Raw genomic sequence first — 22,201 nt, 5'->3', positions numbered from 1 at the left:
GTGAACACCTTCCACGTCCCCGCCGTCGACATCGCTGCGTACGTCCAGGGCGGGACGCCCGCGGAGAAGGCAGCCGTCGCGGCCGCGATCGACACCGCCTGCCGTGAGGTCGGCTTCATCCAGATCCTCGGCCACGGCGTCGCGCCTTCTACGGCCGAGGGTCTCGCCTCGGCGATGGACGACTTCTTCGCGCTGCCGACGGCGGAGAAGAGCCGCTGGCGCCGACCGGCCGTCGAGAACCGCGGCTACACCCCGCCCAAGTCGGAGACGCTCGCGCTCAGCGCCGGCGTGCAGTCCGAGACCCGGATGAAGGACTTCTTCGAGGCCTTCAACGTCGGCTCCTCGGTCTCCGACCACCCCGAGGCCGAGCTCGTCGAGGCGCACTACGCGGAGAACACCTGGCCGGAGGTCCCGGACTTCCAGGTGCGCATCGACGCCTGGCGCGCCGAGGCCGCCCGGGTCGCGCGCACCATGGTCACCGTCTTCGAGGACGCGCTCGGCCTGGAGCGCGGCGCGATCTCTCGCCTCGCGACGCACCCGATCGAGGTCCTCCGGATGAACAACTACGCCCTGCCCGAGGGCACCCGGGTCGAGGTCGACGAGGACATGATCGGGATGGGCGAGCACACCGACTACGGGATCGTCACGATCCTCTGGGCCGACCAGGTCAAGGGCCTGCAGGTCCTCCACGGGGGCGAGTGGCACGACGTCAGCCCGGCCGACGGGGCGCTGCTGATCAACCTCGGCGACCTCACGACCAGACTCACCAACGAGCAGTGGCTCTCGACCCTGCACCGGGTCAAGCCTCCGATCGTCGGTGGCACCATCCGGCGGCGCCGGTCGGCTGCGTACTTCTTCGACGGCGACGCCGAGGCGGTGATCGGTCCGCTGCCGGGGTTCGTCGACGACGAGCACCCACGTCTCTACCGCGACGTCACCGTCGACGAGCACATCGCCGCTAAGCTCGCCGGCTCCCGTGCCGGAGTCCTCAACGCCGCCGCGGATCGCGAGGCTGCCCGGGTGCTCACCGCGGGTCGCTGACCGCCTCCTCGGTCTCTCTGGTGCGCCGGCGGGCGATCGCCGCCGGCCACCAGATCCGGTCGCCGACCAGCGCAAAGACCGCGGGCACGACGACGGTGCGGACCAGGAACGTGTCCAGCAGGATGCCCAGGCCCACGATCAGGCCCACCTGGGTCAGCGTGATCAAGGGCAGCACACCGAGCACCGCGAACACCGCGGCCAGCACGATGCCGGCGCTGGTGATGACCCCACCGGTCAGCCCGACCGCCATGACCATCGCATCGACGGTGTCGTGCTCGGCCGCCTCCTCCCGGGCACGCAGGACGAGGAACACCGTGTAGTCGATGCCGAGGGCGACCAGAAACAGGAAGGCGTAGATCGGTGTGCTCACGTCGAGGGCGGGGAACCCGAAGACGTGGGTGCTCATCCAGGCGCCCAGGCCGAGGGCGGCCAGGGTCGCGATCACGCTGATGGTGACGAGCACCAGCGGCGTCACGATCGACCGCAGCACCACGAAGAGCACGAGCAGCACGACCAGCAGGATCAACGGCACGATGACCATGAGATCTCGCTCCGCACCGTTGCGGCTGTCGAGGTCCTTGGCCACGCTGCCGCCGACGAGCGCTCCCGATCCGGCCAGCTCGCTGCGCATCGTCTCGATCGTCCGGATGCTCTCCGGGGTCGCCGGAGCGGCGTCCAGGGTCGCGGTGATCTTCGCCAGGTCACCGCTCTCGCCCGAGGGACGTGCGCTGTCCACGCCGTCGATCCGGTTGACCTGCGCAAGCACCGCGTCGGCCTGGTCGGCTCCGACCACGATCGTCACCGGATCGGAGGAACCGGGCGGGAAGTGCTTCGAGAGCGTCTCCAGACCATCGACGGACTCGGCCTGGACCCGGAACTGGTCCGTCTGCGACAGCCCGACCTTGACTCCGAGAAGACCGGAGGCGAGTACGCCGAGGATCACCGCGGCCACGGCCAGCACCGCCGCGGGGCGGCTCACGACGGCGCGGGCGATCCGGAACCAGACGCCGTCTCGGGACTTCTCGTCGTCGCCGTCTCGGGGAACGAACGGCCAGAAGAGGCCCCGGCCGAACAACGACAGCGCGGCAGGCAGCGCGAAGAGGGCGAACAGCAGCGCCACGAGCAGGCCGATGGCGGCCGAGACCCCCAGCGACCGGCTGTTGGGTGCGACGCTGAGCACCAGCACGAGCAGGGCGAGCACGACCGTGAGGTTGCTCGCCACGATCGCCTCGCCGGAGCCACGGACCGCGGCCGCGAGGGCATCGCGATGATGCGCATGCCGGCGGAGCTCCTCGCGGTAGCGCGAGACCAGCAGCAGCGCGTAGTTGGTGCCGGCGCCGAAGACGAGCACGCTGGTGATCCCCGAGGTCGAGCCGTCGAGCCCGCTGCCCGTCCAGTCCGCGACGATCTGGGTGACCACCGCGGCGGTGCGGTCGGCCACCGCGACCACGATCAGCGGCACCAGCCACAGCACCGGCGAGCGGTAGGTCAGGATCAGCAGCAGCGCGACGACCGCGGCCGTGACGAGGAGCAGCCGCAGGTCGGCACCCTCGAACGCCGAGGAGATGTCGGCGGCGAAGGCGGCGCCACCGGTGAGCTGGACCGTGAGACCGTCGGGCCGGTCCTCGTCGACCGTCTCGCGCAGGTCGCCGACCAGCTCGGTGAGATCGAGTCCGGTCACGTCGGCATCGACGTCGATGGCGACGATCAAGGCCTCGCCGTCGGACGCCGGGATCGGCGGGGAGACCTCGTTCCCGGTGATCTCGGCCCAGCGCTGCGACACCTCGGCGATCCAGGCCCGGTCATCGGCGTTCAGCCCACCCGTGCGCTCGACCACGGCGACCGCGGGCAACACGTCGCCTCCCGGAAAGCTCTGCTGGAGCTCCGCCACCCGGGCCGACTCCGCGTCGGCCGGCAGCGGGTCGGGCGCCGCGCTGGTGGATCCCAGCGACGATCCGAGGACCATCACCGCACCGGTCAGGACGACCGTGATCACCAGGACCACCCAGGCCGTGGCCTTGCTCGTGGTGATGTGGGCGAGACGTGCCAGCGCGGACCGCATGGTCGGGCCTTTCCTTGGAGTCGGGGGTTCGTCGGATGACATCGGAGCTAGGGCCGCTCGAGGCCGGCGGCGGCTGCCGCCCATGTCCACAGCTCGCCGGTCTCGCCGCGACCCGGACGGGTCGACGACCGATAGCTCGTCGGACGCCGGCGACGGTCGTGCCAGAAGGTGCCGGACGGCGGGGTCGGCTCGGTGGCCGCGAGCCACACCGCTGTGTCCGCGCCCGCCTCGGCGGGACGCAGCAACGGTCGGGTCAACGTACGGAAGGCGGGGAGCGATCGGGCGAGGCCCGGGGTGTCCGCCCAGCCGGGGTGCATGACGAAGGTGGCGATCCGGTCCGGCGACCAGCGTCGGTCCAGGATCGGGGCAAGCTCCACCTGCATACGCTTGGACCGCGCGTAGGCGACGGCGCCCCGATAGCTGCCGTGCTCGAACTCCGGGTCGTCGACCGGGAGCGGCTGGGTGTACATCCCTCCCGAGGCGACGAGCACGACCCGGGCGCCGCGCTCCGAGCGACGCAGGGCCGGCAGCAGGCGCTCGGTCAGCCGGATCGGCCCGAGCACGTGCGTGGCGACGGAGAGCTCATGCCCCTCGACCGACTCGGTCCGCTCGGGCGGCATGACCCCCGCGTTGTGCACGAGCACGTCGAGCCCGATGCTGCCGCCGGCTCGGGCACAGAACTCGTCGGCGAACGCGTCGATCATGGCCGGGTCGGAGACGTCGCAGCGCTCGATCCGAAGGTCGGCGACCCGCCTCTCGCCGCGCAGCAGCCGCTCGATCCGGGCGATCGCGGGCGCGGCGCGCTCGGGTGAGCGGACGAGGACATGGACACGCGCGCCGAGTCGGGCCAGGCCCAGCACGGTGGCCTCACCGAGACCGCTGCCACCACCGGTGACCAGGGCGGTACGCCCGGCCAGCGCTCCGGGACGCGGGTCGCCCGCGGCCCAGCGGCGGCGACGGATCGCGTAGCCGAGACGCGAGTAGCCGAGCAGTACCGTGCGGTCGAGCAGGCGGTCGAGGCCGCGATCAGGTGCTGAGGTCCGGCCGATGTGCCGCGGCGTGGTCATCGCCTGGACTCCTTCAGCTCGGCGAGCCGGTCCAGCGCCTCGCGCCGCTCCTCGGCATGGTCGACGACGGGTTCCGGATAGCCGTGGGCCAGACCCTCGGAGTGACGCCACGGCTCATGGGCCGCCGCCCCGGGGAGGTGGCGGAGCTCGGGCACCCAGCGCCGGACGTAGTCGCCCTGCGGGTCGAACCGGATCCCCTGGGTGACCGGGTTGAAGACGCGGAAGTAGGGCGCGGCGTCGGTGCCGGTCCCGGCCGCCCACTGCCACCCATGGCTGTTCGAGGCCATGTCGCCGTCGAGGAGATGGTCCATGAAGTGCCGGGCGCCGACGGGCCACCACATGTGCAGATCCTTGACCAGGAAGCTCGCGACGACCATGCGTACGCGGTTGTGCATCCAGCCCTCCGCGAGCAGCTGGCGCATGCCGGCGTCGACGAACGGATAGCCGGTCGTGCCCGACTTCCACGCCTCCAGCAGCTCGGGGTCGTCCTCGTAGCGCATCCCGTCCAGGCCGTCCTTCAGGTCACGCCAGGCCGACCCGGGATCGTGCCAGAGGACGTCGGCGTAGAACTCGCGCCAGGCCAGCTCCGCGACGAAGCGCTCGACATCCTCGCCGGAGGCCCCGGTGCCGTGCGTGCCCAGATCGGCCAGCAGCGTACGCGGGTGGATCTCGCCGTACTTCAGCGCGACCGAAAGGCGGCTGGTCCGGTCGAGGTCGGGTCGGTCCCGGGACTCGGCATAGCCGGCCAGGTCCTCCGCGCAGAAGTCCTCCCAGCGGTGGAGCGCCGCACGCTCACCGGCCTCCTGGTCGGAGTGGGCCGGCAGCGGGTCCGACTCGAGCTTCGTCATCCACTCGACCTCGGGATCGCCCGCGGGCGCCCGCCACCCGTGTTCCCGCCAGGCGCGCAGGAAGGGGGTGAAGACGCGATAGGGCGCCCCGGATGCGTTGCGGACCCTGCCCGGCGTGACCGCGTAGGGGCTCCCGGTGCCGACCAGCCCGATGCCCGCGGCCGCCAGACGCTGCTCCACCGCCGCGTCGCGTCGCCGGCCGTAGGGGGTCGTCTCGGTCGAGACGTGCACCTGGCTCGCCCCGGCCTCGGCGGCGACCTCGGCCACCACCTCGGCCGGGTCGCCCTGCCGGATCACCAGCGCGCCATCCGTCTCCTCGCGCAGCGCGGCGAGCGAGGCCAGCAGCCGCTCCCACCTGCTTCCGGAGCCGGCCAGGCGCGGGTCGAGCACGAACAGCGGAACCACCTGCCCCTCGGCGGCCGCCGCCTGCAGGGCGGGATGGTCCCCCAGCCGCAGGTCTCGTCGGAACCACATCAGTGAGGTCGTCATGGACGGTTCCGTTCATCGGCTTCCAGGCGGATCTGGGCGACGTCGATAGCCCCGGCCCGGAAGCCCGCCTCGCAGTAGGCGAGGTAGAACTCCCAGGTGCGCCGGAACTCCTCGTCGAACTCCTCCGACCGTATCTCCGGCCACGCACCCAGGAAGGCGGCGCGCCAGCGGCGGAGCGTCTCGGCGTAGTCGGCGCCGAACCTGTCGGTGCGGGTCACGCTCAGACCGACGTCGGCGGCCTGTTCGGAGATGACGGTCTCGGACGGGATGAGACCGCCCGGGAAGATGTGCTTCTGGATCCAGCCGTAGGAGTTGCGGGTCGCCAGGTAGCGCTGGTGCGGCATGAGGATCGCCTGCAGGGCGATGGCGCCGCCGGGGCGGACCAGCCGGGACAGGGCGGCGAAGTAGTCGGGCCAGTAGCGCTCGCCGACCGCCTCGATCATCTCCACGCTGACCACGGCGTCGAAGGTGCCGACGACGTGTCGGTAGTCCTGCACGAGCACGTCGACCCTGTCGGTGAATCCCGCGTCCTCGATCCGCTCCCTGGCCAGCGCCGCCTGCTCGACCGACAGCGTGACCGTGGTGACCCGGGCTCCGCGGCGTGCCGCCTCGATCGCGAGCGTCCCCCACCCGGTGCCGATCTCGAGCAGATCGTCACCGGCACCGACGCCCGCCAGGTCGAGGGCAGCGTTGACCTTGCGCAGCTGGGCCTCCTCCAGATCCTGCTCCGCGACCGGACGGGTGTGGTCGAACAGGGCCGAGCTGTAGCTGAGGCTGGGGTCGAGGAAGGCGGCGAACATGTCGTTGCCGAGGTCGTAGTGGGCGGAGATGTTCTCCTGGGAGTCCTCCACCGCGCCGCGCTGGTCGGCGGGGATGGGCTGGTCGACCAGGCGGCGCAGCCGCAGCATCCAGCCCGGGAGCAGCCTCGAGAGGCGTTCGGCGTACGGCGTCAGCGCATCGGCGAGATCGGTGCCCTCGGCGGCGTACCAGTCGCCCGCCGTGTAGGCCTCACCGAGGCCGATCTTCGGGTTCTCCGCGATCCGGGCGAAGAGGGACTCCGGGCGGTGCAGCACGATCCCCGGCCGTCCCTCGGTACGCGATCGCTCGTTGAGCAGGCCGCCGTCGGGGAGCACGACGTCGACCGGGACCTGCCGGGTCGCCAGGCGCAGGATCTGCTTGGCGATCCCTGCTCGCAGGCTCTTGGAAGCTGCCGGCGCCCTGTGCGCCGGCAGCCCGAGCGTCACAGGCTCTGCGGTCATGATGTGGTCTCCTTCGGAGTGGCCGGACGTGGGACGAGGGGCAACCTGCGCAGCCACAGCCGGATCCCGTGGAACCGGATGAGAGCGCTGACCCGGTGTGGCATCAGGAGGTGGGAGAGGCTCACCCGCAACAGTGCGCGGTGCGTCGCCGGCTCCGGGGTCCCGCGCGTGGTCGCCGTCAGCACGCGGGCGCCGTCGCGGTCGAGGCCGACGGTCACCGAGACCTGTCCTGGATCGATCTGCAGCCGGATGTCATAGGTCCCGGCCAGGTCGTTGAACGGCGAGACGTAGAAGGCCTTGCCGGTGCGGGCTCGTCCGTATCGATCGACGTCGATCAGGTAGGCGTGGCGTTCGCCGTACGTGTTGTGCACCTCGAAGACGACGGCGCGCAGGACGCCGTCGTCCGACTGCACCCAGAAGACGGTGAGGGGGTTGAAGACATGACCCAGAACGCGGGCGTTCGCCAGCATCAGCACCCGGTCGGTCGGCGCGAGGTCGACGCCGTGGCCGGCGAGGAAGACACCGAGATCGCCACGTACGCCGCCACCCGACGAGCCCCCGTCGAGATGGTCCTCGACCCGGAATCCGGCCAGGGGACGCAGCCAGAACGGGAGCCGAGGCGGATCGTCGACATCGATGAGCCAGTGGTAGCTGCGGTGGCGGAAGGCGTGCCGCAACGGCAGCTCCCGGGTGTGGCTGACGTGGCCGACGACCAGCGCCGGCACCTCGGGGAAGACCGGTGACGGGATCACCACGTCACCCCGAACGACTCGGCTGCCTCCACGCCGGAGCGACAGCCATCCTCGTGGAAGCCCCAGCCGAGATGGGCGCCGGCGAAGGCCAGCCGCGGTCCACCGGCCGTACGCAGCCGCGCGGCCGCCGCGACCGCCTCGGTGGTGAAGACCGGGTGCTCGTAGGTCATCCGCGCGGTGACCGTGGCCGGGTCGACATGCTCGGTCGCGTTGAGCGTGACCACGTGCTCGTCACGGTCCTCGAGTCCCTGGAGCCGGTTCATCCAGTAGCTGACGGCCACCTTGTCGGCGCCGCCGTCGCAGGAGGCGAGGCGGTAGTTCCACGAGGCGCGGGCACGTGGCGAGTCCGGAAGCAGGGAGGCGTCGCGGTGCAGCCAGGTCTCGTTGCGCGAGTATCGGATGGCGGCCAGGTCCGCCTTCTCCTCCGGGGTGGCGTCGACCAGCAGCCTCAGGGCCTGGTCCGCGTGGGTCGCCACGACCACGCGGTCGAAGCGCCGGGAACCGGCCGCGGTGCGTACCTCCACACCATCGGTGTGCCGCTCCACGGCGCTGACCGGCTCACCGACACGGACGTCGCCCAGCCGTTCGGCGATGCGGTCGACATAGGTGCGCGACCCGCCCACGACCGTGCGCCAGGTGGGCGACCCGGTGACCTGGAGCATCCCGTGGTGGTCGAGGAAGGCGAAGAGATGCCTCGCCGGGTAGGCAGCCGCGTCCTCGTCGCCGCACGACCAGACGCACGAGACCAGCGGCACCGCGAAGTGCTGGACGAAGTAGTCGCTGAAGCCGCCATCGGCGAGGAACTGCCCCCACGTCAGGTCGCTGTCGGTCCCGAGCAGACGGCGGGCACGGCGGTGGAACCGCGGCACCTGGGCCAGCATCCGAAGGAAGCGCGGGTCGCCGAGACGACCCGGGTCGGCCAGGATGCCGCTCAGCCCCCGACCGCCGGCATAGGACAGGCCGCAGTCGTCGCAGACGATGCTCATGCTCATCTCGGTGGGCCGGGTCTCGACGCCGAGCTCCGCGAACAGGCGAAGCAGGTTCGGATACGTGCGCTCGTTCATCACGATGAAGCCGCTGTCCACCCGGAGACGGTCTCCCGAAGCGGCCGAGACGTCGTGCGTGTGCGCATGACCGCCGAGCCTTTGCTCGGCTTCGAAGAGCGTGACGTCGTGGGTGCGGCCGAGGAGATGGGCCGCGGTCAGCCCTGACACCCCGCCCCCGATCACGGCGACGGTCGGCCGCTGGGCCGTTCGGCTCATGGGTACTCCCTCTTCAGGCAACAGCACTGCCGCTGGCTCGTTCCGGTGATCGAATGTACAATCTTTGTACAAAGTATGTCAAAGGTTTGAAAGGGCACGATGATGAGAATCGATCGGACCGTGGAGACCTCCGCACCGACCTCCGAGGTCTTCGCCTTCCTGGCCGACTTCACGACCACCGAGCAGTGGGATCCGGGCACCGTGCGCACCGAACGCATCTCCGGCGACGGCGGGGTCGGGACGGCGTACGCGAACACCTCTCGGTTCCTCGGACGCAACACCGACCTCACCTATGTGGTGGAGGCCTACGAGCCCGGTGCGCGGGTCGAGCTACGCGGTGAGAACAAGACGGTCGTGGCTCATGACACGATGACCTTCGTACCGACAGCCACGGGCGGAACATCTGTTCGCTACGTGGCCGATTTCGAGCTGAAAGGCATGGCCAGGATGGTGGCGCCGCTGCTGACCCCCGCCTTCACCCGCCTGGGTGACAAGGCGTCCGACCAGATGCGCGCGACCCTGGACCGACTGGGCCGGTAGCCGATCAGATGTTCACCATCAAGCACGCGGCGGAGCGGGTCGGCATCACCACCGCGACGCTTCGTGCCTGGGAGCGCCGCTACGGCGTCATCGCGCCACACCGGTCCGAGAGCGGCTACCGGCTCTACGGCGAGCGCGACGTCGCCGTGCTGCGCTCGATGAAGCATCTGGTGGATCAGGGCTGGGCGGTCGGCCTGGCCGCCGCCGAGGCGATCCGGCTCGATCGTGAGCAACCCGAACACCTCCCGACCACGGAGGCGCGGGACGGCGGGAGCCACACCCAGCCCTCCCCCGGCCTCGCCCGGAGGTTGACCGTCGCCGCGGCTGCGCTCGACACCGGCGACCTGGCAGCCGTTCTGGACGAGGTGTTCGCCCTCAGCAGCTTCGAGACGGTCATGACCGACCACGTCTTTCCCGCGCTGGAGGAGCTCGGCGACGCCTGGGCGGACGGCAGGGTCAGCGTCGCCGGCGAGCACCTGGCCTCGAACGCGGTGATGCGCCGCCTAGCCGTCGCCTACGAGGCGGCGGCCGCCCATGGTCACGGCCCCCGCGTCGTCCTCGGACTGGCACCCGGCACCCGCCACGAGATCGGTCTCCTCGCCTTCGCCGTCGCCGCCCGGCGACGCGGCCTGGACACCGACTACCTGGGAGCCGATCTCCCGATCGACGACTGGGTCGGCGTCGCCGGCGATCCCGCCCTCGCCGCGGTGGTGCTGGCGATCCCCACCACCGCCGACATCCCCGCCACCACCACGGTGATCACCGCCCTGCGTGACCACCGTCCCGATCTCGTCGTCGCCGTCGGCGGAGCGCAGCAGAGCCAGGCTCCCGAACCCGCTGCCCGCCTGGGCCACGACATCGCCGCCGGCGCGAAGACGCTGGCCGCGATGATCTCGCAGCGCTGACCGGCCCGGGCACGGAGCACGCCGGACCGGCCTACTCGGGCAGCGTGGCCCGCAGCACGCGCAGCGTGTTGCCGCCCATGATCGCGGCCACCTCGGTCTCGTCGTAGCCGCGATCGACGAGCTCCTGGGTGATGGCGGCGAGGTCGCTGGTGTCCCAGCCGACGGTGGTCGAGCCGTCGTAGTCGCTGCCCAGCGCCGCGGTCTCGATACCGCCGACCTCGACGACATGGTCGATGGCGTCGACCACGGCCTCGACGGTCAGGTCGCACACCGCGGCGTCCCAGTAGCCGACGCCGACGACACCGCCGGTCGCGGCGACCCCGCGTACCTCCTCGTCGGTCAGGTTGCGGTTGACGTCGCAGGTCGCCTGTACGCCGCCGTGGCTGAGCACCACCGGCTTGGTCGCCATCGCGAGCATCTCGGCGACCGCGGCGTGGCTGGCGTGCGCGATGTCGACGATGATGCCGCGACGCTCCATCTCGACGAACACCCGGCGCCCGAGGTCGGTGAGGCCGCCCTTCTCGACCCCGTGCATGGAGCCGGCCACCTCGTTGTCGAAGAAGTGGGTGAACCCGGCCATCCGCATGCCGGCGTCGTAGAGCGTGCCCAGGTTGTCGAAGTCGCCCTCGAGGTTCTGGAGGCCCTCGACCGAGAAGAGCGCACCGGTGACCTGCTTGCCGGCCTCACGGTCGGCGATGAGGGCGTCCAGGTCAGCGCGGGTGCGGATCAGCCGCAGCTTGCCGTCGGAGTCCGCCGCCGCCTTGTCGAGCTTCTGGGCGTGGTAGAGCGAGCGGTCGAGGAGCGAGGTCCAGGTGCGCGGCGGCTGGAGCTGGGCGAAGGTCAGCAGGGTGATGTTGTCGCTGTCGCCGGTGTTGCGGTCGTAGTTCTGCCCCTTCGGCGACTTCGACACCGACGAGAACACCTGCAGCGCGACGTTGCCGTCCTCCATCCGGTGCAGGTCCATGTGACCCCGGTCCGAGTGCTCCAGCACGTCGCGGTCCCACATCAAGGTGTCGCTGTGCATGTCGATGACCTGCAGCGAGTCGTGCAACCGTCGCGTCTCGGGCGTGACCTCGGGCAGGCTGGCCGGCTTGATCTTGTTCCGGCCGTTCTCCACGATCCCTGGCGCCAGGGCGAAGAAGCCGGCGCCGCCGACGAGGAGGACGGCGAGTACGGCCAGGAGCAGGGGCTTCGTCCAGCGGGTCATGGGTCGGGATCCTCTCGGGGCAGGCTCGGCACGACCGAGCACACGGGCGGGGACGAGTATCACGGCGGGTGCGCCGGAGGCCGGGGAATCGGCCCGAATCGCCCGTCCGGCGGGGCGATCGGACAGGATGTGACCATGGCGACACTGGATGAGGACGACTTTTCGCTCATCCACGCGCTGCAGATCAGGCCGCGGGCCTCCTGGACCGACCTGGCAGCCGCGCTCGGCACCTCGCCGACGACCCTGAGCCGTCGCTGGGAGCGGTTGCGTGCCGACGGCAGTGCCTGGGTCATGGCCCACCCACGGGTCCGTGGCCACGACGGAGCCAGCCTCGCCGTCGCCGAGATCTCCTGCGCCGGCGGACGGGCCGGCACCCTCGCCCAGGAGCTGGCCGACTGGCCGATGATCATCACCATCGAGGAGGCGGCCCGCGACTACGGCCTGATCGTGACGGCCGTCGGCCTCGGCCCCGGGGACATGCCCAGGTTGCTGCTCGACGACCTGTCCGCGCTGCCAGGCGTCCTCGGCGTACGCGCCCACCATGTCGCCCGGCTCCACGTCGACGCGAGCAGCTGGCGGGTCGGCGGGCTCGACCGTGAGCACGCCCGGGCAGTGGCTCGGATTCCCGACCACGCCGGCGGCGCCAGGTCCGCTCCGGTCAACCCCTGGGCCGAACCGTACGCCGCCCTCACCCAGGCCCTGATCCGCAACGGCCGCAGCAGCGCCGCTGACATCGCCCGCCACACCGGCCGGTCGCTGTCGACCACCCGCCGCCAGCTCGGCCATCTGCTCGCCTCCGACGCCCTCACCTTCCGCTGCGAGGTCGCCCAGGGCCTGACCCCGCTGCCGATCGTGGTGCAGACCTGGTGCCAGGTGCCGGTCAGGGCGGTCGACGAGTGCGTGAACCGCCTGCGGACCACCCCCGGCGTACGCCAGGTCGTCGGCCTGCCCGGACCGACGAACCTGCTGATCGGCACCTGGACGCGCTCGGCCGAGAGCGCGATGCTCCTCCACGAGCACCTCCAGCGCGACCTCGCGCTCACGGTGGTCGAGTCAGCGATCGTCCTGCGCCAGATCAAGCGTCTCGGCTGGAAGCTCGACGAGCTCGGCCGCTCGACCGGGACGCTGGTCCCCTACCCACCCAGCACGGACGGCACCGTCGTTCCCGACGCCGGCTGACGCCGGTCGGGGGTCGTGTCACAGAGCGTCGTGTCCTCTCGTCTCCTGTGGTGAACCCACGGAACAGGAGAGAACAATGAACGTCGTCCTCTGGACCGCCGCCGGACTGCTGGCCCTCGTCGCCCTGGCCGGAGGCCTCACCAAGACCTTCGTGCCTCTGGACAAGCTGGCCGAGCACGACGGCGCCGCATGGACCCGCGGCGCCAGCCCCACCTTCGTCAGGACCCTCGGGATCCTGGAGATCCTGGCCGCGATCGGACTCATCCTTCCCGCCGTGCTCGACATCGCACCTGTCATGGTGCCCGTCACCGCCGCCTGCTGGATCGCCCTGATGATCGGCGCGATGATCACCCACGGCCGCCTCGGCCAGGCGAAGCTCGTCCTGGTCAATGTCGTCTACCTCGCCATCGCCGCCTTCATCGTCGTCGGCCGCTTCGGCACCACGCCCTTCACCGCCTGACGGGCCCGCAGGCGGGATCAGCGTCCGAGCACCGCGCGGAGCCGGCCCACCTGGGCGGTGCGCTCGGCGAGACGCTGCTCGTCGAGGCTCCGGCCGGGGGCGGATGCCAGGAGCTCGTGCGTACGCCGCACCGCGGTCGCGTCGTGGGCGAGGAGGGCTGCCACCAGCTCGGTGAGGGTGGCGTCCAGCTCGACCGCCGGGACGACGCTCTGCGCCAGCCCGATCCGCTCGGCCTCGTGCGCACCCACCTTGCGCGCGGTCGCACAGATCTCCAGGGCCCGCGAGTAGCCCACGGCCTCGACCAACGGCTTGGTCCCGGCCAGATCGGGAACCAGCCCCAGCGCCGGCTCCTTCATGCAGACCCAGGCATCCTCGGCCATGATCCGCAGGTCGCACGCCAGCGCCATCTGGAAACCCGCCCCGATCGCGTACCCATCGACGACAGCGATCGAGATGAACCGCGGGTCGGCCAACGCCACGAACGGCCGCTGGTACTCCCCGATCAGGTCGACGACCTCCTGGTCGCTGCGCGCCAGCGTCGCGACCAGGCTGCCCTCCACCTCGGTCTGCCCCGGGTCGACCAGCGACAGATCCAGCCCCGCCGAGAAGGTGCCACCCGCCCCACGCACCACGACGACCCGTACCTCGTCCGGAAGCGACTCGAGGAACCCCGCGATCGCCGCCCACATCGCCGGATGCTGCGCGTTGCGTACGTCAGGACGATCCAGCAGCACGGTCGCCACCGCGCCGTCGATGCTCAGCTCGACACCCGGCTCGTTGATGTTCATGGCTTGTCGATCCCTTCGGGCAGGAGTACGTCACGCGACGCCACAAGCTCCATCAGAGCAGCACGGCATCACGTCGAACATCATCGTCCACTCGTGGCTTCAGGCCGCCGTAGTCGACCAGGTCGATCTCCCGACCGAGCACCTGCTCGATCATCCTTTTGAACCGAAGAAACCCGAACGACGACGTTCCCTGTGGCGACTCGACAATCAGGTCGATGTCGGAGTCGAACCGCGCCTCACCACGAGCCACCGACCCGAAGACCGCGAGCCTGCGGTAGCCCGCATCCTCGGCAACGCTCCTGAGGACCGGCCCTGCTGCCTCGATCCTGAGCCACCTTCAGCCGGTACGTGGCCAACACCGTCATAAGGGGACCTTATCGGCACATACCGGATTCGGAGCACCATCGATCGGATAGCCGGATGTCCCCGACCAACCGACCTACGCTCGCCCGATGACTCGTGTTCAACGGTGGGAGCACCGGACCGAGATTCCGCTCCTGCTCCTCGCCGTCGCCTTCCTCGTCGCGTACGCATGGCCGATCGTCGACCCCCGCCTGGACCGCACTCTCGAGGAGATGCTCACGGTCGTCTTCTGGACCGTATGGGCCGCGTTCTGTCTCGATTTCCTGATCCGAGTCCTGCTGGCCGACAGACGCGGTCACTACCTGCTCCACCATTGGTACGACGTCGCCCTCATCGGCCTCCCGGTGCTGCGGCCGCTGCGTATCCTCCGTGCGCTAGCCTTCGCCCGCCTGCTGAGCCGCTCGGCCGCGCGGACGTTCGTCGGCCGGACGACGCTCTACGTGGTGGGCTCGGCGATCACCGCCGTCTTCCTCGGCGCACTCGCCGTGCTCGACGCGGAGCGATCAGCTGCCGACGGGAACATCAAGACGCTCGGCGATGCGGTGTGGTGGGCGTGTACGACGGTCACGACCGTCGGCTACGGGGACCATTACCCGGTCACCACGAGCGGGCGCCTGGTCGCGGTTGCGCTGATGGTGGTCGGGATCGCGCTCGTCGGCTCCGTGACGGCCGCCGTCGCGACCTGGTTCCTCCAGCATGCACAGGCCGAGCACGCGGCCTAGTGGCCGGGCGGCGACGCAACCACCAGACGTACGCGGGTGCGGCCGCCGGAGTGCTCGACGTCGATCGAGCCGCCGTGGGCACGCGCGATCTCACGGACGATCGTGAGACCGAGGCCGGGGTCTGCTGATCGCGGCCAGAAGTCCTGCGGTTGGCCGTCGCCCTCGTCGGTGACCGTGACGACCGCGTGGCCGGGCGCTGCGCTCACAGTGACCTCGATGGCACCGGCACCGTGCCGGACGGCGTTGTCGACGAGATTCGACAGGGCCCGGTCGAGGCGGGTGGCGTCGCCGTGGACCTCGACGGGTGGCGCAGCCGTCAGTGTGAGGTCCCGGCGTCCGGCCGCCACCCGGAACCGATCCACGACCCGGGCGGCCAGATCCACCAGGTCGAAAGGTCGCGACTCGATCGACAACGAGAGATCCTCCGACCCGGCCCGGTCCAGGAGCTCCTCGGCCAGGGCGATCAGGCGGCGCACCTCGTCCTGGACGGAGGACAGGGCCAGCCGCAGCTCCTCGGGCGTGCGCTCACCAGCCAGCGCCAACTCGATCTCGGTGAGCATCAGTGCCAGCGGCGTACGCAGGTCGTGGCTGGCTTCGGCGACGAACCTCCGCTCCCGCTGCAGGCCGTCGTCGAGGCGTCCGATCATGGCGTTGAGGGTGAGCGCGAGGCGGCGCAGCTCGTCGTCGGCCTCAGGGACCGGGAGGCGCTCGCCGGCGCTGCGCGCGGAGATCGTGGCCGCCCGCGAGCGCATCCGCTCGATCGGGCGCAGGCCCGCGCCGGCGACCAGATAGCCGAGTCCACCGGCGACGGCCAGGGCGAGCGGCCCGGCGATCAGCAGCTGGTTGCGCAGCGTGGTGAGAGTCTCGTCGGCGTCCTCCCGTGACGTGGCGACGACCAGGAATCCGTCCTCGACCGGCTCGACCAGGAGGACGAGCCGCTCCCGTTCCGGATCGGGCTTCCCCGCGGCCTCGGCGTCGTCGTCGAGGACGGTGGCGGTCCGCTCGAGCCAGCCGATCCTGTCGAACCCCCGTAGCTCGGCGGCATCGAGAAGCGGGTCCGCGACCAGACCGGACGAAGCCCGTACGTCACCCCGCGCGGTCAGCACCTGGGCGTGGACCTCGCCGCGAAGAGCCGAGACGGCCTCCAGCAGCTCGCGGCCCCGCAACGACCCGAGCCGGTCGGCCTCGGCACCGACCGAGTCGCGCAGGCGGTCCTCCAGAGCATCGCTGACCCGCAGCTGGACCAGGACGCCGAGACCGGTGACCGCGACCGCCGTCGCGGCCAGGAAGGCGAGCGCGACCCGGGTACGCAGCGGCCACCGCGACGGCGGCCAGGCCCTCACGACGCCTCCGCGGTGAGCCGGTAGCCGACGCCGCGTACGGTCTGCAGGGTGTTCACGCCGAACGGCCGGTCGATCTTCGCGCGCAGATAGCGCACGTAGACGTCGACGACGTTGGAGGTCACGTCGTGGTGGCCGCCCCAGGCCAGCGCGAGCAGCTGCTCGCGGGTGAGCGCCTGGCCGCACCGGCGCATCATGGCCTCCAGGAGTGTGAGCTCCCGGGTCGACAGCGACAGCTCGGTCGTCCCACGCCAGACCCGCCTCGCCGCGGGGTCCATGCGCAGGTCACCGACCTCCAGCATCACCGGCCTGGGCACGGGGCCACGGCGCGCCAGAGCACGCATGCGGGCGAGCAGCTCCTGGAAGGCGAACGGCTTGGCGAGGTAGTCGTCGGCACCGCTGTCCAGACCGGCGATCCGGTCCCCCACCGCGGTGCGTGCGGTCAGCATGAGGATCGGGGTCCACACCCGCGCCGCCCGCAGGCGACGGCAGACCTCGAACCCGTCGATGTCGGGCAGCATGACGTCCAGCAGCATCACGTCGTAGTCGGCGGCGCGCGCCGAGGCGACGGCCTGCGAGCCGGTCGTGACGGAGTCGACCACCCCACCACGCTCGGTCAGCCCACGGGCGACCAGCGCGGCGAGCTTCTCCTCGTCCTCCACCAGCAGCACCCGCACATGCTCATGCTAGGCACGCAGATGAGGACCGGATGAGAGACTCATCGGCTCCTCATCGAGCCGCCGTAGCGTCGATGGCATGAACCCGACAACCACCCACAGGCGCATCGCCGTGGTCGTCGCGGCCGCGGCCGTGGTCAGCGCCGGAACCGTCGGCGCGGCCCGTGCCCTGTCCGGCGACGACGACTCCCACGAACAACCCATCCCCGCCTCCGAGCTCGAGCAGGCCGAGCGGGCCGCACTGGAGGAGACCGGCGGCGGCACCGTCACCGGGACCGAGGTCGACGACGAGGAGAGCAGGTACGAGGTCGAGGTGACCCTCGAGGACGGACACCAGGTCGACGTCCAGCTCGACGAGGCCTTCCGGGTCGTCGGCACCGAGGGCGACGACTCCGGCGCCGACGACTGACCCGAGGACGTACGATGCCTCGCCTCGCCGTCGCCGTGATCGGATGCCTCCTGGTGGCCACCGGCTGCGGCACCCGGAGCGACGCACTGCCGCAGTCCGACGAGCCGGTCGAGCTCGACCCCGCCGAGTTCACCGCCGAGATCACGAACCCCTGGTTCCCGCTCGAGCCGGGCACCCGCTGGACCTACCGCGAGACCACCGAGGACGGCGAGACCGTCGAGGTGGTCGTCACCGCCACCCCGGTCACCCGCGAGATCGCCAACGGCGTGACCGCCAGGGTCGTACGCGACACCGTCACCCTCGACGGCGAGATCATCGAGGACACCCTGGACTGGTACGCCCAGGACGAGGCAAGCACCGTCTGGTACTTCGGCGAGGACACCGCCGAGTTCGAGGACGGGAGGATCACCACCCGCGCCGGGTCTTTCGAGGCCGGCGTGGACTCCGCCCAAGCGGGGGTCATCATGCCCGCCTCCCCGGAGGTCGGCATGAGCTATCGGCAGGAGTACTACGCGGGCAAGGCCGAGGACAACGGCGAGGTGATCGACCTGGGCGAACGGGCACGTGTCCCTGCCGGCGAGTACGACGGCCTGGTGAAGACCGCCGACACCACCCCGCTCGAGCCCGACGTGCTGGAGCACAAATTCTACGCGCGCGGCGTCGGGCTCGTCCTCACGATCGACAGGGAGGCCGGCGGCCGCGAGGAGCTGATCTCGGTCACGCACATCTCCCCCGCTCAGGCCCGCCGCGCCGGCGAGGCGCGGCTGGGTGCGGCGTACTGAGGTCAGAGGACGATCTCGGGCCGCACCCGCTTGGGCGTCCAGACACGTTGTCGCCGGGCGCCGTAGGCGGTCAGCAGCAGGGCACCGACGAGGAAGGCGGCCAGGACGAGGACGTCGGAGACGACCCGGCCGGACAGCCCGCCGTACATCAGCTGCCGGAGCCCGTCGACCGCATAGCTCATCGGGAGTATGTGGTGGAGCGGGTGCAACGGCTCGGGGATCGTCTGCCAGGGGAACGTGCCGCCGGCGGTGACGAGCTGGACCACCATCAGGACGAGGCCGAGGAACTGGCCCGGTGCCCCGAGGAGCGCGTTGAGCATGTGCACGATCGCGATGAAGGTCGCGGAGGTGAGCAGCAGGAAGCCCAACGTACCGAGCCAGTTCACCGGGGTGATGTCGACGGCGAGCCCGACGACCACGAGCACCACGACCATCTGCGCGGCGCCGATGAGTGCCGGGGTGAGCCACCCGCCCAGGGCGATCCGCAGCGGGGTCTGGTTGGCGGCCAGCGCGCGGGTCGAGATCGGCCGGACGAGCAGGAAGAGGACGTATCCGCCGATCCAGGCGCCCAGGGCGAGGAAGAACGGCGCCAGCCCGGCACCGTAGGACGATGCCTTCGCCTCGGAGACCGAGTCGATCGCGACCGGGTCGGCGATCGTCGAGGCGATCTGGTCGCGCAGCTCCTCGTCGGTCGCCGGCGCCTGCGCGACGCCGTCCTGCAGGCCCTTCTTCAGATCCCCGGCGCCGGTGGCGAGCTTCGCGGCGCCGTCGCGCAGCTGGGTCGCGCCGGTGCTCAGCTCTCCGGCGCCGTCGGCGGCCTGGGAGATCCCGGCCACCAGATCGGGCATCGCCGAGGCCAGCTGCTCGTTGCCGTCGGCGACCTGATCGGCTCCGGTGGCGAGCTCGTTCAGCTTCCCGGAGACGTCCCCGACGCGCTGGTCGACGCGGTCGAGCGGAACGGATCCCCGGTCGTAGATCGCCAGCACCTCGGCCCGCTGCTGCTCGTCCAGGCCCTGCGCCTCGAGCCGGGCGTCGAGGTCTGCCCGGTTCGCCTCGTAGGCGGCGACCGCGTCGTCGACGGCGGTCGCGGCCCGCTGCCCGGTGGCGGCGATCTCGCCGTTCGCGTCGGCGACCTTGCGGGCGCCGGTCGCGAGCTCACGGGTCTTGGCGGGCAGGTCGGTGACCTTGCCCTCGATGGTGTCCAGACCGTCCTCGAGGTCGCCGGCTCCGGTGGCCAGCTTCCCGGCGCCGTCGCGGAGCGAGACCGCGCCCTTCTCCAGCTTCGCGGCGCCGTCGGCGGCCTTGACCAGGCCCGAGCGGAGGTCGGAGATGCCGAGCAGGAAGCTGGCCGCGGCCTGCTCGGAGACCTCGCTGGCGATGGCGTCGCGGACCTTGTCGGTCACGTTGGTCGCGATCGTCGTGGACAGGTAGGAGTTGGCGTCGTTGGTGATCACCTGGATCTGCGCCTGCTTCGGGTCGAGCCGCTCCGCACCGGTCAGCGTCCGGGAGAACCCCTCCGGGATGCGCAGCGCGAAGTAGTAGTCGCCCTCGCGGATGTCCTTCTCCGCCTTCGCCGTGGAGGTCTCCGTCCAGTCGAAGTCGCCCGACTTCAGCAGCTTGTCGGCGACCTGGCGCCCCGCGTCGATCTCGGTGCCGTCGGTGGTGGTGGCACCGGTGTCCTCCACGATCAGCGCCGCCGGGAGCTCGTCGAAGTGGGCGTACGGATCGTGGTTGGCGTAGAGGTAGAGCCCGGCGTAGAGGGTGGGCACGACCACCAGCGCGACGATGACGAGCTTCGCCAGCCGGCCGGCCGTGATCCGGCGCAGCTCGGTCAGAGCGATACGCAGCGAGTTCATGCTTCCTCCGTCGGGCCGATGGTGAACGTACGCACGTCGCTCGGGATCACCGCCGCGGGACTGGCGGTGACCAGGACGCCGGGCCTCGGGCCGGCCCCGGCGAGATCCTCCGCGATGGCGAGCCACTCCTCGACCGGCAGGCCGAGCCGCTCGGGATAGGTGAGGACGAGGAAACGGGTGCCGGGCCGCAGCGCCGCCATCCGCCCGAGGATCTCCAGCCGTGGTCTCGGCGGGACGGCCTCCGTGGTGATGTCGCCCGCGAGGGCGTAGTCCCCCAGCCAGCGGTCGATCGCCGCGGCGCTCGGCTTGTGCTTCGCCATGGCGAGCTCCTCGCCGAGGATCGTACGGAACGGGACCATCTCGTCCGGCTCGGAGACGCCCGGCACGTCGACGAGTGCCACCGCGCCCTGGAGGACCCGGGGCGACGCGTCGCCGTCCAGCGCGACCCTGCCCGCATCCAGCCGCAGCCGTCCTGCCAGGGCGAGCGCCAGCGACGTGTGCCCGCCTCCCGGGGGACCGACGGCCACCGCGACCTCTCCCCCGCGCAGCGTCAACGTCGTGGTCGGAAGCAGATCTCGAGCCCCCTGCCGAGCGCGTACGCCGGTGGCCCGCAGCGTCGTGGTCTCCTCGTCGACCGCCTCATCGCTCATGATCGAACCCTGTCATCAAATGCCACCGATGACGGGCACAGACACGAACCGCCTACGGCGCCGTCACCTCGGCCGCGGCACGCTTGCCCGCGCGTACCGCTCCGTCCATGTAGCCGGACCAGTAGGTCGACGTCTCGGTCCCCGCCCAGTGGACGCGGCCGACCGGCCTACGGATCTGGTCCCCGAACCGGTACGTCGCCCCCAGGCCGGGATTGGCCACCGGGCCGCCGTAGGACCAGCGTTCGTGCGTCCAGTCCTGCTCGGTGTAGTCGATCGGGTCGAGCGCCTCCGGGCCGAACAGCCGCGCGAACCCCTCCAGCACGCCCTGCCTGCGCTCCTCGAACGGCCGGTTCCCCCAGTCGGCCCAGGTGGCGCCGCCGACGAAGGCCAGCAGCACGCCGGGGCTCCCGTCGGCGGGGCAGTTGTCGAAGGCCACCCGCACCGGCGCGACGTCGGAGATGCCGAAGCCGTTGAGGCCCTTCTCCCGCCAGAACGGCTTCTCGTACACCGCGTCGCACTTCATCAGCGCACCCATGAAGTGTCGCTGCAACAGCTGCAGCCGCCTGGGCGGCAGCAGCGGAGCCCAGTCGATCTGCGTGATCAGCGGCGGCGGCGCCGCCACGATGACCCGGGCCGTGCTGACCTGGCCGCGGTCGGTGGTGATGACCGCCCGGTCGGCGAGCTGCTCGATGCGCCGGACCGGGGCGGACAGCGCCACGATGTCGCCGAGCTGCTCGGCCATCCGCAGCGGGATCAGCTGGGAGCCGCCGACGATGCGCGAGTCCTGGGCCCCGTTCTCGGTGCCGGAGGACCGCTCGAAGGTGCCGGGGTGCTGCTCGTTGCCGGCGGTGGCGACGTACCAGAGCATGAACAGCAGCGAGACGTCGCGGGCATCCGCGCCGAGCAGCGGCTGCAGGTAGACCTCGAGCAGCTTGGCGGTGTCGGGGTTGACCGTGTTCTGCGCGACCCAGTCGTGCAGCGACGTCGAGTCCCACTCCGCTGCCTTCGCCGCCAGCCACGGCGCGTCGACCGGCACGTCCTTGGACATCTCGTCCAGCTGCAGCTGCAGGCGACCGGCGTCGGGCAGGACCAGCGGGTCGGGCGGGACGGTGCCCTGATAGGTCTGCCGGATGCCCCGGGAGAAGTAGACGCTGTCGCCGGCGGTGTGCTCCTTGAACGTCTGGATGCCCAGCTCGTCGCACAGCCCGAGGACGTGGTCCTGGGTCGGCCCGACGAACGCTCCGCCCGCCTCGATGACCGACCCGTCTGCGAGCTCGTGGTTGAGGACGCGGCCTCCGACCCGGTCGCGCGCCTCGAGCACCACCACCGAGCGCCCCTTCGCGGCCACCTCCCGCGCAGCGACCAGGCCTGAGATGCCCGCGCCGACGACCACCACGTCGACCGTCGACGGCAGCTCACCGGCTCGGCCCTTCGACGCGGCGGAGGCAGCGCCCGGCAGCGCTCCGGTAGCGGTCCAGGCACCGGTTGCCGCGATGCCTCCCAGCAGGCCGCGGCGGCTCAGGCTCGACCTCATCTGTTCATC

The 22,201-nt window shown here is 71.1% G+C and carries 22 protein-coding genes; 8 read left to right on the top strand and 14 right to left on the bottom strand.

Annotated features, from left to right (window positions below):
- The gene (locus HD557_RS04850) at positions 1-1,041 is read left to right on the top strand and encodes an isopenicillin N synthase family dioxygenase (protein ID WP_196873067.1); all 1,041 of its coding nucleotides are present in this window, start codon (positions 1-3) and stop codon (positions 1,039-1,041) included.
- On the opposite strand, the gene HD557_RS04845 is transcribed toward HD557_RS04850, so the two are convergent.
- From HD557_RS04845 to HD557_RS04820, 6 genes are read right to left on the bottom strand one after another with little or no spacing between them, the layout of a single operon-like run.
- Positions 1,025-3,103 (bottom strand): MMPL family transporter, encoded by a 2,079-nt coding sequence (locus HD557_RS04845; protein WP_196873065.1) that lies wholly within the window; start codon positions 3,101-3,103, stop codon positions 1,025-1,027. The genes HD557_RS04850 and HD557_RS04845 overlap by 17 nt on opposite strands.
- A 47-nt stretch (positions 3,104-3,150) precedes the next feature.
- Positions 3,151-4,170, bottom strand: a complete 1,020-nt coding sequence (locus HD557_RS04840) for an SDR family NAD(P)-dependent oxidoreductase (protein ID WP_196873063.1) — start codon at positions 4,168-4,170, stop codon at positions 3,151-3,153.
- Entirely contained in the window at positions 4,167-5,507 is a 1,341-nt protein-coding gene (locus HD557_RS04835) for a cryptochrome/photolyase family protein (RefSeq protein ID WP_196873061.1), read from the bottom strand. The genes HD557_RS04840 and HD557_RS04835 overlap by 4 nt, the downstream gene beginning before the upstream one ends.
- Positions 5,504-6,766 carry an SAM-dependent methyltransferase gene (locus HD557_RS04830; protein WP_196873059.1) on the bottom strand — a complete coding sequence of 421 codons (1,263 nt, stop codon included), beginning with the start codon at positions 6,764-6,766 and terminating at the stop codon, positions 5,504-5,506. Before HD557_RS04830 ends, HD557_RS04835 begins: the two co-directional genes overlap by 4 nt.
- Positions 6,763-7,518, bottom strand: coding sequence for a DUF1365 domain-containing protein (locus HD557_RS04825; RefSeq protein ID WP_307785536.1), 756 nt, complete (start codon positions 7,516-7,518; stop codon positions 6,763-6,765). Before HD557_RS04825 ends, HD557_RS04830 begins: the two co-directional genes overlap by 4 nt.
- Positions 7,515-8,780, bottom strand: a complete 1,266-nt coding sequence (locus HD557_RS04820; protein WP_196873055.1) for an NAD(P)/FAD-dependent oxidoreductase — start codon at positions 8,778-8,780, stop codon at positions 7,515-7,517. Before HD557_RS04820 ends, HD557_RS04825 begins: the two co-directional genes overlap by 4 nt.
- A 102-nt stretch (positions 8,781-8,882) precedes the next feature.
- Here HD557_RS04820 and HD557_RS04815 point away from each other — a divergent pair, with 102 nt between their 5' ends.
- Both HD557_RS04815 and HD557_RS04810 read left to right on the top strand, forming a co-directional pair.
- Positions 8,883-9,320 (top strand): SRPBCC family protein, encoded by a 438-nt coding sequence (locus tag HD557_RS04815; protein ID WP_196873053.1) that lies wholly within the window; start codon positions 8,883-8,885, stop codon positions 9,318-9,320.
- An 8-nt stretch (positions 9,321-9,328) separates the two neighbouring features.
- On the top strand, positions 9,329-10,225 hold the full coding sequence (locus tag HD557_RS04810) for a MerR family transcriptional regulator (RefSeq protein ID WP_196873051.1): 897 nt from the start codon (positions 9,329-9,331) through the stop codon (positions 10,223-10,225).
- Between the two features lie 31 nt (positions 10,226-10,256).
- On the opposite strand, the gene HD557_RS04805 is transcribed toward HD557_RS04810, so the two are convergent.
- Positions 10,257-11,432, bottom strand: a complete 1,176-nt coding sequence (locus tag HD557_RS04805) for a dipeptidase (protein ID WP_196873050.1) — start codon at positions 11,430-11,432, stop codon at positions 10,257-10,259.
- 135 nt (positions 11,433-11,567) lie between these two features.
- Here HD557_RS04805 and HD557_RS04800 point away from each other — a divergent pair, with 135 nt between their 5' ends.
- Positions 11,568-12,611: an Lrp/AsnC family transcriptional regulator gene (locus tag HD557_RS04800; RefSeq protein WP_196873048.1), complete on the top strand. Its 1,044-nt coding sequence runs from the start codon at positions 11,568-11,570 to the stop codon at positions 12,609-12,611.
- A 76-nt stretch (positions 12,612-12,687) separates the two neighbouring features.
- Positions 12,688-13,071 carry a DoxX family protein gene (locus HD557_RS04795; RefSeq protein WP_196873046.1) on the top strand — a complete coding sequence of 128 codons (384 nt, stop codon included), beginning with the start codon at positions 12,688-12,690 and terminating at the stop codon, positions 13,069-13,071.
- 17 nt (positions 13,072-13,088) lie between these two features.
- Here HD557_RS04795 and HD557_RS04790 read toward each other — a convergent pair whose 3' ends face one another.
- A complete protein-coding gene (locus tag HD557_RS04790; RefSeq protein WP_196873044.1) occupies positions 13,089-13,859 on the bottom strand; it encodes an enoyl-CoA hydratase/isomerase family protein in 771 nt (256 codons plus the stop codon).
- Between the two features lie 52 nt (positions 13,860-13,911).
- On the bottom strand, positions 13,912-14,184 hold the full coding sequence (locus tag HD557_RS04785; protein WP_196876295.1) for a nucleotidyltransferase family protein: 273 nt from the start codon (positions 14,182-14,184) through the stop codon (positions 13,912-13,914).
- Between the two features lie 127 nt (positions 14,185-14,311).
- Here HD557_RS04785 and HD557_RS04780 point away from each other — a divergent pair, with 127 nt between their 5' ends.
- Entirely contained in the window at positions 14,312-14,944 is a 633-nt protein-coding gene (locus tag HD557_RS04780; RefSeq protein ID WP_196873042.1) for a potassium channel family protein, read from the top strand.
- On the opposite strand, the gene HD557_RS28585 is transcribed toward HD557_RS04780, so the two are convergent.
- Together HD557_RS28585 and HD557_RS04770 are read right to left on the bottom strand one after the other, a co-directional pair.
- A complete protein-coding gene (locus HD557_RS28585; RefSeq protein ID WP_196873040.1) occupies positions 14,941-16,287 on the bottom strand; it encodes an ATP-binding protein in 1,347 nt (448 codons plus the stop codon). The two genes, HD557_RS04780 and HD557_RS28585, sit on opposite strands and share 4 nt — an antisense overlap.
- The gene (locus tag HD557_RS04770) at positions 16,284-16,961 is read right to left on the bottom strand and encodes a response regulator transcription factor (protein ID WP_196873038.1); all 678 of its coding nucleotides are present in this window, start codon (positions 16,959-16,961) and stop codon (positions 16,284-16,286) included. Before HD557_RS04770 ends, HD557_RS28585 begins: the two co-directional genes overlap by 4 nt.
- Before the next feature lie 79 nt (positions 16,962-17,040).
- Between HD557_RS04770 and HD557_RS04765 the strand changes: the two genes are divergently transcribed.
- Together HD557_RS04765 and HD557_RS04760 are read left to right on the top strand one after the other, a co-directional pair.
- Entirely contained in the window at positions 17,041-17,370 is a 330-nt protein-coding gene (locus tag HD557_RS04765; RefSeq protein ID WP_196873036.1) for a PepSY domain-containing protein, read from the top strand.
- 14 nt (positions 17,371-17,384) lie between these two features.
- On the top strand, positions 17,385-18,152 hold the full coding sequence (locus HD557_RS04760) for a hypothetical protein (protein ID WP_196873034.1): 768 nt from the start codon (positions 17,385-17,387) through the stop codon (positions 18,150-18,152).
- Between the two features lie 2 nt (positions 18,153-18,154).
- On the opposite strand, the gene HD557_RS04755 is transcribed toward HD557_RS04760, so the two are convergent.
- The 3 genes from HD557_RS04755 to HD557_RS04745 are packed head-to-tail and all read right to left on the bottom strand — an operon-like array spanning position 18,155 to position 22,192.
- Positions 18,155-20,008, bottom strand: coding sequence for a YhgE/Pip domain-containing protein (locus HD557_RS04755; protein WP_196873033.1), 1,854 nt, complete (start codon positions 20,006-20,008; stop codon positions 18,155-18,157).
- Positions 20,005-20,658: a hypothetical protein gene (locus tag HD557_RS04750; protein ID WP_196873031.1), complete on the bottom strand. Its 654-nt coding sequence runs from the start codon at positions 20,656-20,658 to the stop codon at positions 20,005-20,007. Before HD557_RS04750 ends, HD557_RS04755 begins: the two co-directional genes overlap by 4 nt.
- A gap of 52 nt (positions 20,659-20,710) precedes the next feature.
- On the bottom strand, positions 20,711-22,192 hold the full coding sequence (locus HD557_RS04745) for a flavin monoamine oxidase family protein (RefSeq protein ID WP_196873029.1): 1,482 nt from the start codon (positions 22,190-22,192) through the stop codon (positions 20,711-20,713).
- Positions 22,193-22,201 lie beyond the last annotated feature (9 nt).

It is taken from the genome of Nocardioides luteus (genome assembly GCF_015752315.1).
Taxonomy (GTDB): Bacteria; Actinomycetota; Actinomycetes; order Propionibacteriales; family Nocardioidaceae; genus Nocardioides.
This window is presented reverse-complemented; position numbering and strand designations above follow the sequence as displayed.